Below are 12,843 nucleotides of genomic sequence, written 5' to 3' on the forward strand. Positions count from 1 at the left end.
CCGCCCGAACTGCCGCCCCCGCGCGCGGCGCTGACCGTTCGCTTCGACAACGGCCTGGTGCACACGGTACTCATGGGGCATGACTGAAGACGGCGAACACCCGCCCGGCGCACGTCTGATCGGTGGCCGCTACCGGCTCACCGGTCGCCTCGGCTCCGGGCCCACCGGGACGGTCTGGCGCGCACAGGACGAGGCCGGGCAGGGGCAGGTCGCCCTCAAGGAGCCCCTGCTGCCCGGCGATCCGGCCGACGACGAGGACAGCCGCCGTATCGCTCACCGGCTCTCCACGGAGGCCCGGGCCGCCGCCCGGGTGCGCCACCCCTGTGCCGTCACGGTGCTGGACGTCGTCGCCGAGGGTCATGTCCCCTGGATCGTCATGGAGTTGGTGGAGGGCGAGTCGCTGCGCGAGGTGCTGCGGCGTGGGCCCCTGCCGCCCGTCGAGGCCGCCCGGATCGGGCTCGCCGTCCTCGGCGCCCTGCGCGCCGCGCACGCCGTCGGCATCGTGCACCGGGACGTCAAGCCGGCCAACGTGCTGCTGGAGTCCGGCACCGGGCGGGTCGTCGTCACCGACTTCGGAACCGGCGACGGCCACCCCGGCGCGGCGCCCGCCGGGTTCGTCGCCCCGGAGCGCGCCGCGGGACCCGGCGCCGGACCGGCCTCCGACCTGTGGTCCCTGGGCGCGCTGCTGCGGGCCGCGGTGGGGGAGGACACCGAGGCCCGCGGGGACAGTGAGGCCACCGAGGGCGCAGGGGTCACCGAAGCCGTCGAGGTCGCCGGCCAGGCGCGGCTGGGTGCGCTCGGCCCGCTGCTGGACCGGCTGAACGCCGACGAGCCGGCGGCCCGCCCCGACGCGGCGGAGGTCGCGGCCGCACTCCACGACTACCTCGGGCTCACCCCCGTACCGGAGCCCGTGCCGCCGCGGGCCGTACGGCAGGTCCAGGCGGCCGAGGCGGCCGAGGCCGGCCCCGTGGCAGCACCGCGTCGCCGCACCCCGCGCACCACCCTCGGCCTGCTCCTGGCGAGAAAAGCCGGACTCGAATGATCGTTCTGTTCGGGTGGGTGTCAACGCCCTGATCAGCACATTCACTGCCAGTGATCACTGGCAGTGTGTGAGCAGGTCGTGAATCCCCGTTACCGACGGGTACACAAAGGCTGTGCTCCGGCATACCCTGCGCCTCATGACGGACACGCAGGCCTCGGACATCGCCGGTACCAACCCCCTCGCGCCCGCCCCCGAGGGCGCCCGCACCGCCGCCGACGTGGTCACCCCGGAACTGGTGGCCCGGCTCACCAAGGGCGTGGTCGGCTCCGGCCGGACCGCCAACCACACCCCGTTCACCGGCGAGAAGCTGGCCGACCTGCCCGAGTCCACCCCCGAGGACGTCGAGAAGGCCTTCGAGGCCGCCCGCGCCGCGCAGTCCGTGTGGGGGCGGACCCCGGTGGGGCAGCGGGCCGCCGTGCTGCTGCGTTTCCACGACCTGGTGCTCCAGCGGCAGGCCGAGGTCCTCGACCTCATCCAGCTGGAGACCGGCAAGGCGCGGCTGCACGCGCACGAGGAGGTGCAGGCCGTCGCCGTCGCGGCCCGCCACTACGGCCGCAAGGCCCCCGCCTATCTGCGGCCCAAGCGGCACACCGGCGCCATCCCGACCCTGACGAAGGTCACCGAACTGCGCCACCCACGCGGGGTCGTGGGCCAGATCGCCCCCTGGAACTACCCCCTGGAGCTGTCCGTCGGCGACGCCCTGCCCGCCTTCGTGGCCGGCAACGCCGTGGTGATGAAGCCGGACACGGAGACCTGTCTGACGGCGCTGTGGGCGCGCGACCTGCTGATCGAGGCCGGTCTGCCCGAGGGCGTCTTCCAGGTCGTCCTCGGCGAGGGCCCGGTCGTCGGCCCCGAGGTCGTCCGGCACGCCGACTACGTCTCCTTCACCGGTTCCACCCGCACCGGCCGCGAGGTCGCCCAGGGCGCCGCCGCCCGTCTGGTCGGCGTCTCCCTCGAACTCGGCGGCAAGAACGCCATGCTGGTGCTGGACGACGCCGACATCGAGAAGGCCGCCGCCGGCGCCGTACGCGCCTGCTTCTCCTCGGCCGGACAGCTCTGCATCTCCATCGAGCGGCTGTACGTCCACGAGTCGGTCGCCGACGCCTTCCTGGAGCGTTTCGCCGCCCGCACCCGGGCCATGCGGCTCGGCAACTCCCTCGCCTACGGCGCCGACATGGGCTCACTGGTGGGCGAACGCCAGCTGAAGACCGTCGAGCGGCACGTCGAGGAGGCCGTCGCCAAGGGCGCGAAGGTGCTCGCGGGCGGCCGGGCCCGCCCCGACATCGGCCCCTACTTCTTCGAGCCCACCGTCCTGGACGGCGTCGAGGACTCCATGGCCGTCTGCGCGGAGGAGACCTTCGGCCCGGTCGTCTCGGTCTACCGCTTCTCCTCCGACGACGAGGCGGTCGAGCGCGCCAATGCCACGCCGTACGGCCTGAACGCGTCGGTCTGGACGGGCAGCGCCCGGCGCGGCCGCGAGGTCGCCGCCCGCCTGCGCACCGGCACGGTCAACGTCAACGAGGGCTACGCGCCCGCCTACGGCAGCGTCCAGTCCCCGATGGGCGGCATGAAGGACTCCGGTCTCGGTCGCCGGCACGGCTCGGAGGGCATTCTCAAGTACACCGAGGCCCAGACGGTGGCCCAGCAGCGGCTGCTGCCGATGGCGCCGTCGCTGGGGATGGACGACGCGAGTTACGCCCGCTTCATGAGCACGAGTCTTCGGGTGATGAAGGCGTTCCGGTTCAGGTAATTCCCTTATTCCCTTGACGGCCCCGATTCCCTTTCCCTCGACGGCCCGACGAGGACGACCCAACGAGGAGCACACGTGCCGCACGACGCCTACGACTACGACGTCCTGATCGTCGGCTCCGGATTCGGCGGTGCGGTGTCCGCCCTCCGCCTGACCGAAAAGGGTTACAGGGTAGGCGTGTTGGAGGCCGGCCGCCGCTACACCCGCGAGGCTCTCCCGAAGAACTCCTGGGACCTGAAGAACTACCTCTGGGCCCCGAAGCTCGGCCTGTACGGCATCCAGCGCATCCATCTGCTGGGCAACGTGATGGTGCTGGCCGGCGCGGGCGTGGGCGGCGGCTCGCTCAACTACGCCAACACCCTCTACGTCCCGCCGAAGCCTTTCTTCGAGGACCCGCAGTGGAAGGACATCACCGACTGGCAGGAGGAGCTGCGGCCGTACTACGACCAGGCCCGGCGCATGCTCGGCGTCCGCCTGAACCCGACGATGACGCCGTCCGACGTGCATCTGAAGGCGGCGGCGCAGCAGATGGGCGTCGGCGAGACCTTCCATCTGGCCCCGGTCGGGGTGTTCTTCGGTGACGGCAAGGACGCCGACGGGACGGCGAAGGCGAGCCCGGGGCAGGAGGTCGCCGACCCGTACTTCGGCGGCGCAGGCCCGTCCCGCAACGCCTGCACCGAGTGCGGCGAGTGCATGACCGGCTGCCGCCACGGCGCGAAGAACACCCTCAACGAGAACTACCTCCACCTCGCCCAGCGGGCGGGCGCGGTGGTGCACCCCATGACGACGGTCGTGTCCGTCACGGACGACTCGCGCGGCGGGTACGCGGTGGCGACCCTGCCGACGGACCGGAAGAAGAAGGGCGAGGGCCGTCTGTTCACCGCCCGGAAGGTCGTCCTCGCGGCCGGCACCTACGGCACGCAGACCCTGCTGCACCGGATGCGGTCCGGCGGCCAACTGCCGTACCTGTCCGAGCGCCTCGGCCACCTGACCCGGACCAACTCCGAGGCGCTGGTCGGCGCGCAGACCGACAACCGCCGCTACCGCAAGGCACACGGCACGGCGGCGGCCGACTTCACGCAGGGCGTCGCGATCACGTCCTCGATCCACCCGGACGAGAACACGCACATCGAGCCGGTCCGCTACGGCAAGGGCTCCAACGCGATGGGCGGCCTGTCGATCCTTCAGGTGCCGTACGCGGAGGGCTCCTCGCGCGCGCTGGCCTGGCTGACGAACGCGGCCAGGCACCCGCTCCTGGTGCTGCGGTCGCTGTCCAACCGGCGCTGGTCGGAGCGGACCATCATCGGCCTGGTCATGCAGTCCCTGGACAACTCGCTCACGACGTACCTGAAGCCGAACGGCGTCGGCAAGGGCCTGCTCACCGCCCGCCAGGGCCACGGCGCCCCCAACCCCAAGCAGATCAAGGCCGCCACCGAGGCCGCGAGCGTGCTCGCCGCCGAGATCAACGGCTTCGCCGGCAGCAACGTCGGCGAACTGATGGGCACCCCGCTGACCGCGCACTTCCTCGGCGGCTGCCCCATCGGCGACTCGGCGGAGACCGGAGTGATCGACCCGTACCACCGCCTCTACGGCCACCCCGGCATCTCGGTCGTGGACGGCGCCGCGGTCTCGGCGAACCTGGGCGTGAACCCCTCGCTGACGATCACCGCGCAGGCCGAGCGCGCGATGTCGTTCTGGCCGAACAAGGGAGAGGCGGACCCGCGCCCGGCACCGGGAGCGGCGTACGAGCGTCTGAAGCCGGTCGAACCGCAGTCCCCGGCGGTCCCGCAGGACGCCTTCGGCGCGCTGCGGCTGCCGTTCCTGGGGATGCCGGCGGTGCCGCCGAAGAAGTAGAGCGCGGCGCCCCGCGCGGGCCGGCGCAGGAACCTGCACGGGAATCGGCGCAGAGGGACCTGCATCCCCCTCCGAAAGCAGGTCCCTCGTACGACTCGGCAGGTTTGATCAGCGAGAACCATGAACGGTTGCCCCGGCGGCACCGGATTTCGATGTGATCCGAGTCACTTACCGGTGCATGACGAAGGGCCCCGCGGGACGGAGAGGTCGCGGGGCCCTTCTCTTTCAGTCAGCACCGACGGCAGGGCAGCGTCGGTGCCTGGGATGCGGTGCCGGGGGGCGCACCGCTGGTCGGCCGGCGGTTGGAGGAGGCAGCAGTGCCGTCGTGCCGTCGTTCGCTGTCTGCGCGGGGACCCGGGGCTGCGGCGCATCGGTCGCCCCGGCACTGGTGCTGATGTGCAGTTTTCCCGCCGGTCGGCCCCGGGCGTCCCCGGAGCCGACCGTTCTCTTGGGTGACCGGGCTGCTGTCCCCTGCCGTCCGGTCACTTTCCGGAGCGAGGTCCCACGGCGTACGGCACGACCCGTACGCCTCATCGCTCCAGCGAGCCACGCGTGGTTCTGTCGGGCCCGCCCCTGGCTGGCACGGACAACCCCTCAACGAAGCGGAGCGCGGGCCGGTCACGCGCCGTACGGGTGAGACGGCGGTAGAACTCAGATGCGACCCCGGCACAGTTCGAGCAGGGTCATGGCGAGGGGGGTGCCGGGCTTGCCGAGGGCCTCGCGGTAGCGGCCGAGGATCTCCATCTCGCGGGAGAGGTGCACGCGCCGCCCGCCGGAGGCGATGCGGGTCTGCTGCACGACGGTGGAGACGGCCATCCGCTCCTGGATGAGACCGATGATCCGGTCGTCGAGCACGTCGATGCGCTCACGGGCGCCGGCGATGGTCTCTTCCGGGGCTTCGGGGGCTTCCGGGGCTTCCGGGGAGGTGGTGGTCATGTTCGGGGCTCCTGGGTGAGGGTCGCTGGGACCGGTGGGCGGCTGTCGGGGGAGCCCCGGAACGACAGAACCCGGAAAACGTCAGGCGCCCCGGGCCTTGTCGGCCCGGGGCGCCTGGGAAGTCGCTTGGCTTTCGCTCAGCTCAAGCAGCACGACCATGGCAGCCGGCGGGCCGGTTGCCATAGGTAAAGAGGAAGGTCGAGTGCGCGAGCATGCGGTCAGTATGCCACGGCGCCTGACCGAAGAGGTCCCACCGCCGCCCCGTTAGAATCGGAACCACAGACCCCCGCCCGACCACCAGAAGGCACCCCGTGTCATCAGCGAACACCGCTGCCGCCGCCCCCGACACCGTCCTGGTCGTCGACTTCGGTGCGCAGTACGCCCAGCTCATCGCCCGTCGCGTCCGCGAGGCGCGGGTCTACAGCGAGATCGTGCCGAGCACCATGCCGGTCCAGGAGATGCTCGCCAAGAACCCCGCGGCGATCATCCTCTCCGGCGGTCCCTCGTCGGTCTACGAGGAGGGTGCCCCCCGCCTCGACCGCGCGCTCTTCGAGGCCGGCGTGCCCGTCTTCGGCATGTGCTACGGCTTCCAGCTGATGGCGCAGGTCCTCGGCGGCACGGTGGACAACACCGGCGCCCGCGAGTACGGCCGCACCGACCTGCACGTCTCCAGGACGTCCTCCACCCTCTTCGAGGGCACCCCGGCCGAGCAGCACGTGTGGATGTCGCACGGCGACGCCTGCTCCGCCGCCCCCGAGGGCTTCTCCGTGACCGCGTCCACGGACGTCGTCCCGGTCGCCGCCTTCGAGAACGACGAGAAGAAGCTCTACGGTGTCCAGTACCACCCCGAGGTCATGCACTCCACGCACGGCCAGCAGGTGTTGGAGCACTTCCTGTACCGCGGCGCGGGCCTGACCCCGTCCTGGACGACCGGCAACGTGATCGAGGAGCAGGTCGCCGCGATCCGCGAGCAGGTCGGCGACAAGCGCGCGATCTGCGGTCTGTCCGGCGGCGTGGACTCCGCCGTCGCCGCCGCCCTCGTCGCGCGCGCCATCGGCGACCAGCTGACCTGCGTGTACGTCGACCACGGTCTGATGCGAAAGGGCGAGACCGAGCAGGTCGAGAAGGACTTCGTGGCCGCGACCGGCGTCAAGCTGGTCGTCGTCGACGCCGAGGAGCGCTTCCTGACCGCACTCAAGGGCGTCTCGGAGCCCGAGGAGAAGCGCAAGATCATCGGCCGGGAGTTCATCCGCGTCTTCGAGCAGGCGCAGGCCGAGATCATCGCCGACGCGGGCCCGGCCGTGGAGTTCCTGGTCCAGGGCACCCTGTACCCGGACGTGGTCGAGTCCGGCGGCGGCACCGGCACCGCCAACATCAAGTCGCACCACAACGTCGGCGGCCTCCCCGAGGACCTTGAGTTCCAGCTCATCGAGCCGCTGCGCAAGCTGTTCAAGGACGAGGTCCGGATGGTCGGCCAGGAGCTGGGCCTGCCGGACGAGATCGTCCAGCGCCAGCCCTTCCCGGGCCCGGGTCTCGGCATCCGCATCGTCGGCGAGGTGACGAAGGAGCGTCTGGACCTGCTCCGCGACGCCGACGCCATCGCCCGCGAGGAGCTGACCGCGGCCGGCCTGGACCGCGACATCTGGCAGTGCCCGGTGGTCCTGCTCGCCGACGTCCGCAGCGTGGGCGTCCAGGGCGACGGCCGCACCTACGGTCACCCGATCGTGCTGCGCCCGGTCTCCTCCGAGGACGCCATGACCGCCGACTGGTCCCGGCTGCCCTACGACGTCCTCGCCCGTATCTCGACCCGCATCACCAACGAGGTCCGGGACGTCAACCGCGTCGTCCTCGACGTGACCTCGAAGCCCCCGGGCACCATCGAGTGGGAGTGACCGGCTGACTCCCACGGGCCCTACGCGCGCCTGACCGTGCGCAGGGGCGCACCGGGCTTCCAGACCTGGATGACGAGATACCGCTCGTCCTCGACGCAGGTCCGCACGACCTCCGTCAGCTCGGTACGGAAGAGGTGGAACGGCTCCGGCGGTTCCGCCTCTTTCGCGTATCCGGACTTCCGCTCGCCCTCGACCTCGTACGCCCGGCCCGAGATCCGTACGTCCCCGCCGCCCATCTCCGTGCCCTCGCCCGGGTTCGCCTGAAGCGCGAAGCGGGGATCGCGCAGCAGGTCGAGGGCCTTCAGCGAGCGGTCCATCATGCCGAGCCACAGCTCGCCGCCACGGAAGTCGGTCTCCAGCCCGGAGGTGCGCGGCGAACCGTCCTTGCGCACGGTGGCGAGCACATGATGCCGGTGGGCGCGGAAGCGCTCCTCGGTGATCCGGGCCAGTTCGGGTTCGGCGGAGGCGAAGGCCTCCCAGTTCACGGACGTCATACGCGACAGTCTCACCGGTAATCCGGACAACCTCTGTCGTGTATTCGCTGCGTACGTCATCTTTACAAAACGGCTCTGCCCTTTTGCGCTGACCGCGGGTAACTTCCGGCCCAGACCGCAATCCAGCGCTGGAGGACCTATGCACGGGCCGACCTCGCCCCTGCCGCTGCCCACCGACCAGCTCCGCTTCGCCATGCCGCCGATGCACGACTCGGCGGAGGACGAACGCCGGCACCGCAAGGAGCGACTCGCCGGGGCCCTGCGGGTCTTCGGGCGCAGCGGATTCGAGGACGGGGTCTCGGGCCACATCACCGCACGCGACCCGGAGTTCACCGACTGCTTCTGGGTGAACCCCTTCGGCATGCCGTTCAAGCACGTCACCGTCAGCGACCTCGTCCTCGCCAACCAGGACGGCCAGGTCGTCGAGGGCCGCTACCACGTCAACCAGGCCGCGTTCACCGTCCACGCCCAGGTCCACGCCGCGCGCCCCGACGTCGTCGCCGTCGCCCACTGCCACTCCGTGCACGGCCGCGCCCTGGCCGCGCTCGGCGAGCTGGTCGACCCGATCACCCAGGAGAGCTGCGCCTTCTACGAGGACGTGGCGCTCTACGACGCCTACAGCGGCGTCACCGTCGACGCCGAGGAGGGCCGTCGCATCGCCACCGCCCTCGGCTCCCGCAAGGCGCTCGTCCTGCGCAACCACGGACTGCTCACCGTCGGCGACTCGGTGGACGCGGCCGCCTGGTGGTTCCTGTCCATGGAACGCTCCTGCCAGGTGCAGCTGATGGCGAAGGCGGCCGGCCGCCCGGTCCTCATCGACCACAAACTGGCCGTCGCCACCCGCGAACAGCTCGGCGGCGACCTCGTGGCCTGGATCAACTACCAGCCGCTGTGGCAGGACATCAGCCGCAGCGAACCGGACCTGCTCAGCTGAACTCCCCGAGCACGACCGCCTTCGCCGACGCGAACTCCTCGCCGGCCGAGTCAACACACAGGCCCTCACTTCACCCGCCGTGACCCGGTCCGACAAGCCCGGACGGCTCGTCGTAGGGCACAATTCGCTGACGAAGCGGGGGAGTTGTGCGGCGACGAGACGGCCTGCCGAGGGGCCGCCGGCCGTGTCGACAAGTCGTGGGGAAGGCGGGCGTCCGGCGTGGCGGTGCAGGAGGCGAGACAGGACACGGGTGCCGACGGGGCCCACGAGGGCGGCTGCACCTGCGAGGACTGTCCGCACGGCGCCCGCGAGGGGCACCGGCGGGCCGTCGCCGCGTTCCTGCGCCGACGGGACGAGTTCGCCGCGGGGCAGGGGCTGCCGGCAGGCGTGGCGCACTCGGCCTCGGCGTCCCGCCAGTGGGTGTCGGAGGAACTGACCCAGCGCGCGGAGGCCGTCGCGGAGCGCGGCCGCGCCGAGGGCGAGGCGTGGGTCGCCGGGCTGTGGCTGCGCACGGTGGTCGCGGTGTGGGGCGCCGTCGTCGTCCTTCTGCTCGGCGAGGCGCTCACCGCGATCGGTGCGGGCTGGACCACCGCCCGCACCGCGGCGCTGCTCGCCGCGCTCGTCGTCGCCGGCGCCCTGACCACCGCCGGCCGGCTCCACCGCGCCCGGGGCGGAGCGCTCGCCCCGGTGATCGGCGAGGACAACCGGATGTCCACCTCCCGCACGGTGGCCGCCGCCTGGGTGCTGTTCGTCGGCTACGCCGTGCTGCTGCTGGCCGCCCGGCTCGCCGCCGCCTCCGGCCACGCCGAACGCGACGCGCTGATCTCGGGACTCGACCTCGCGCGCGGCACGGGCGTCGTGACCGTCCTCGGCGTGGTGTGCGGCATCGCCGTCCTGGTCCGCCGTGTGGTGGCGCTGCGCATCCTCGCCCAGCGGCTGCAGAAGCTGCCGGCCCACCGGCCGCGCGCCGCCGACCTGCTCACCGACGACTCCGGCCGGGGCGCTTTCAGCGACATCCAGTACGCCGTCATCAGCGCCGTCGCCCTGGTGTTCGCCGCCGTACGGCTCGCCCGCCGGCCCGACCAACTGCCCGATCTGCCCTGGGGGCTGGCCGTGATCGTGCTGATCTCGGCCGCCACCTACCTGGCCGGCAAGTACGCCGAGGGCGGCCGCCCGGTCGTCCTCTCCGTGGTCCGCGCCCGCGAACCGGGCGACCTTGACGGGCCGATCCGCACCGGCGACGACATCGAGATCCGCGGCGCGGGCTTCGTCCCGCCCGGTGCCCGGACCGCCGACCGGCTCTCCCGCATGGTGGTCCGCATCGGCATCGTCGACGTGCACGTCCCTCTGATTCCCGTCACGGGTGGCTTCCGCAACCCCACCGACACCGTCCTGACCGTCCCCGTACCGGTCGAGGTCGAGCCGGGCTCGGTGGAGGTCCAGGTGGTCACCGCGGCCGGGGTGGCGACCAACCGGTACACGGTCCAGGTGACGGAGTGACCCGACCCGCTGCCGCATCACGGTCATGTCTTCCTCCCTTCCTTTCGCGCTTTCACATGTCCGCTTCGCGCGCGCACTCGAAATTCCGGAAAAACCTCCGGGGAGGGGATTGAACCGGCCCTGACTGTCGTACGTATCGTCGAGTGAGGGGTGGGACGGCGGGCGAGAGGCGGCTGGCGACGATGACTCACGGCATGCGGACGGACACGCACATGAACCGGCTGAACGGTCCCCGCGGCTGGCGGGACACAGCCGCCCACTACGCCCTGCTCCCACTGCGCGTCTTCCTCGGCGTCACCTTCATCTACGCCGGCCTGGACAAGCTCACCGACAGCGCCTTCATGAAGTCCGGCGGTACCGGCTCGGTCGGCGACACCATGCGCGCGGCCCGCGACTCCGCCGCCGTCCCGGCCCTGGTCGACCTGGCCCTGAAGAGCCCCGTCGGCTTCGGCTACGCCATCGCCTTCGGTGAACTGGCCGTCGGCATCGGCACCCTGCTCGGCCTGCTCGCCCGGCTGGCCGCGCTCGGCGGCGCGCTGATCTCGCTCAGCCTCTGGCTGACCGTGAGCTGGGCGACGACCCCCTACTACTACGGCAACGACCTCGCCTACCTGATGGCCTGGCTCCCCCTGATCCTGGCCGGCGCCCCCTACCTCTCCCTGGACGCGCTCTGGCGATCCCGACGACGGCAGGGCGGATACCGGTAGGCAGGTCGGCGGCCGGCCGCCGTCAGTCGCCCTCCGTGCCGCTCCGTCTGCGTATCGCCCGGGCCACGCCCCCTGCCACAGCGGCCAGGAACAGGCCGGTCACGACCAGCGGTGCGATCGCGAACCACGGTGTCTTCCACAGCCCGCCCGCGGCTCCCGCACAGACCGCCCCGGCGGCGGTGAGGAAGAGCCCGGCGATCAGCCTCCCGGGCTGGAACTCATGACGCAGCACGGCTGACCTCCACCTGTCCCGCACCGACCCCCAGCTCGAGGTCCAGCGTGCCGGCGCTCTCGGCGCCCTTGGCCGGCGCCAGTGTCACGTTCTGAAGCCTGCGTGGCCGCACGTCCACGTCCTTCCTGTTGTCCCCCGGCAGCCGGATGTCGCCGACTCCCACCTCGATGTCCATCCGCACGGTCCCGCCCGCCGGCAGGATCACCCGCAGCTGCCCGGCTCCCACATGGGCGTTCGTCGTGACCGTCTCTCCCTCGGCCGGACGTACCCGGGTCAGGTCGAGGGTGCCCCGACCGGTGCCGAGGTCGTAGCGCGGCTGGACCTGTGCCGTCGCCGCGGGTGTCCAGGAGGTGTCCCTCCAGTGGGTGGTGATGTCCTTCGGCATGGCCGTCGCCCCGGCGAGCAGCACCGCCGTGACCAGCGCCAGGAACACCGTCCCGGCGCCCGTGCGCCCCAGGAAGGAGCTGAGCGCGAGGCCCAGGCCGAAGACCGCCAGCGCGCAGGCGAGACCGGTCTGGAGGCTGGTGCCCAGCGGGCGGGTGTCCCAGGTGAGCCCCGTGCCCAGGCCGCCCGCCACCAGGGCGAGCAGGAACACCCAGCCGCCGATCCAGCGCGGTCCGCGCGGTCTCGGGGGTGCGGCCGGCCGCGGCTGTATGGAGCCGGTGTGCGGCCACGGCAACGCGACGCGCACGTCGACGACCGAGGTCAGGTCACGGTCGCGGGTGTCGCCGGGCCCCCACAGATAGCCCGTGCCGCCGACATGGGTGCCGTCCTTGACGATCGGGTCCCGCCACCAGGACGGATAGGTGGTGACGACCGGCGGCGCCTGAGCCTCCGGCGGGGCGTCGGCGGCGGCCTGCGCGGCGAGGGGGTCGGGGTCGGCACCGCCGCGGCGCCGCGACCAGTACCCGGCGCCCGCCAGCAGGAGAGAGAGCACCGCGGCGAAGGTCAGCACCCCGCCGTTTCGCAGCAGGGTCAGGAAGATCCCGCAGCCGACCAGGGCGAACAGCACGGCGGCGAGCGCCTGCCCGTCGACCCGGCCGGTCAGGAGCTTGCGCAGCTCGTTCTCCTCCTCGTCCTCGAACGGCACGAGGAGCCAGACGAAGCCGTAGAAGATCAGGCCGATGCCGCCGGTCGCGGACAGCACGGCCAGCGTGATCCGGAAGATCACCGGGTCCATGTCCGTCCGCCGGCCCAGGCCCGCGCACACGCCCGCGATCATCTTGTGCCGGCGGTCGCGCCGGAACCGGTCGAAGGCCGTGACGGCCTGCTGCCCCTGCTCCTCTTCCCCGGCGGGGGTGTCGGTGTTGGGGCCGGCCGCTCCCGTCTTCCGTGTCGCGGCGGGCCCGGCATCCGTCGGTCCGGTGCCCGGGGCCGGGCGCGGGCCGGGGCCGGGTCCCGGACCCGTCGCGGCGTGCTCGTGATCCGTCATGCGTCCATGGTGACGGCCCGGCCGTCGCGACGGCAGTCGGGACGACCCTGGGCGAACCCTGAATTCGGCC

The 12,843-nt window shown here is 72.1% G+C and carries 11 protein-coding genes; 7 read left to right on the forward strand and 4 right to left on the reverse strand.

Translation table 11 applies throughout. The features are described 5' to 3' along the window. Window positions 1-79 precede the first annotated feature (79 nt). The 3 genes from ACZ4MF_RS27715 (at window position 80) to ACZ4MF_RS27725 (ending at window position 4,646) form a co-directional block, all read left to right on the forward strand. Complete coding sequence (locus tag ACZ4MF_RS27715) at window positions 80-1,042, forward strand: serine/threonine-protein kinase (RefSeq protein ID WP_467494601.1); 963 nt, start codon at window positions 80-82, stop codon at window positions 1,040-1,042. 136 nt (window positions 1,043-1,178) lie between these two features. Then, window positions 1,179-2,792: a succinic semialdehyde dehydrogenase gene (locus tag ACZ4MF_RS27720; protein WP_467494602.1), complete on the forward strand. Its 1,614-nt coding sequence runs from the start codon at window positions 1,179-1,181 to the stop codon at window positions 2,790-2,792. Between the two features lie 75 nt (window positions 2,793-2,867). Continuing rightward, window positions 2,868-4,646, forward strand: a complete 1,779-nt coding sequence (locus ACZ4MF_RS27725) for a GMC family oxidoreductase N-terminal domain-containing protein (protein ID WP_467494603.1) — start codon at window positions 2,868-2,870, stop codon at window positions 4,644-4,646. 651 nt (window positions 4,647-5,297) lie between these two features. Here ACZ4MF_RS27725 and ACZ4MF_RS27730 read toward each other — a convergent pair. Beyond that, window positions 5,298-5,582 carry a chorismate mutase gene (locus tag ACZ4MF_RS27730; protein WP_467494604.1) on the reverse strand — a complete coding sequence of 95 codons (285 nt, stop codon included), beginning with the start codon at window positions 5,580-5,582 and terminating at the stop codon, window positions 5,298-5,300. A 311-nt stretch (window positions 5,583-5,893) separates the two neighbouring features. On the opposite strand from ACZ4MF_RS27730, the gene guaA reads away from it, so the two are divergent. Further along, entirely contained in the window at window positions 5,894-7,474 is a 1,581-nt protein-coding gene (gene guaA / locus ACZ4MF_RS27735) for a glutamine-hydrolyzing GMP synthase (RefSeq protein ID WP_356033438.1), read from the forward strand. Window positions 7,475-7,494: 20 nt separating this feature from the next. On the opposite strand, the gene ACZ4MF_RS27740 is transcribed toward guaA, so the two are convergent. Next, on the reverse strand, window positions 7,495-7,968 hold the full coding sequence (locus ACZ4MF_RS27740; RefSeq protein WP_467494605.1) for a pyridoxamine 5'-phosphate oxidase family protein: 474 nt from the start codon (window positions 7,966-7,968) through the stop codon (window positions 7,495-7,497). A 139-nt stretch (window positions 7,969-8,107) separates the two neighbouring features. Here ACZ4MF_RS27740 and ACZ4MF_RS27745 point away from each other — a divergent pair, with 139 nt between their 5' ends. The 3 genes from ACZ4MF_RS27745 (at window position 8,108) to ACZ4MF_RS27755 (ending at window position 11,109) form a co-directional block, all read left to right on the forward strand. Continuing rightward, window positions 8,108-8,902, forward strand: coding sequence for a class II aldolase/adducin family protein (locus ACZ4MF_RS27745; RefSeq protein WP_467494606.1), 795 nt, complete (start codon window positions 8,108-8,110; stop codon window positions 8,900-8,902). A gap of 219 nt (window positions 8,903-9,121) precedes the next feature. Beyond that, on the forward strand, window positions 9,122-10,402 hold the full coding sequence (locus ACZ4MF_RS27750; RefSeq protein WP_467494607.1) for a hypothetical protein: 1,281 nt from the start codon (window positions 9,122-9,124) through the stop codon (window positions 10,400-10,402). Window positions 10,403-10,584: 182 nt separating this feature from the next. Next, on the forward strand, window positions 10,585-11,109 hold the full coding sequence (locus ACZ4MF_RS27755) for a DoxX family membrane protein (RefSeq protein WP_467494608.1): 525 nt from the start codon (window positions 10,585-10,587) through the stop codon (window positions 11,107-11,109). Window positions 11,110-11,131: 22 nt separating this feature from the next. Here ACZ4MF_RS27755 and ACZ4MF_RS27760 read toward each other — a convergent pair whose 3' ends face one another. Both ACZ4MF_RS27760 and ACZ4MF_RS27765 read right to left on the reverse strand, forming a co-directional pair. Then, window positions 11,132-11,341: a hypothetical protein gene (locus tag ACZ4MF_RS27760; protein WP_356033425.1), complete on the reverse strand. Its 210-nt coding sequence runs from the start codon at window positions 11,339-11,341 to the stop codon at window positions 11,132-11,134. Next, entirely contained in the window at window positions 11,328-12,773 is a 1,446-nt protein-coding gene (locus ACZ4MF_RS27765) for a PspC domain-containing protein (RefSeq protein WP_467494609.1), read from the reverse strand. The genes ACZ4MF_RS27760 and ACZ4MF_RS27765 overlap by 14 nt, the downstream gene beginning before the upstream one ends. Window positions 12,774-12,843 lie beyond the last annotated feature (70 nt).

It is taken from the genome of Streptomyces sp. NPDC025793 (genome assembly GCF_055558375.1).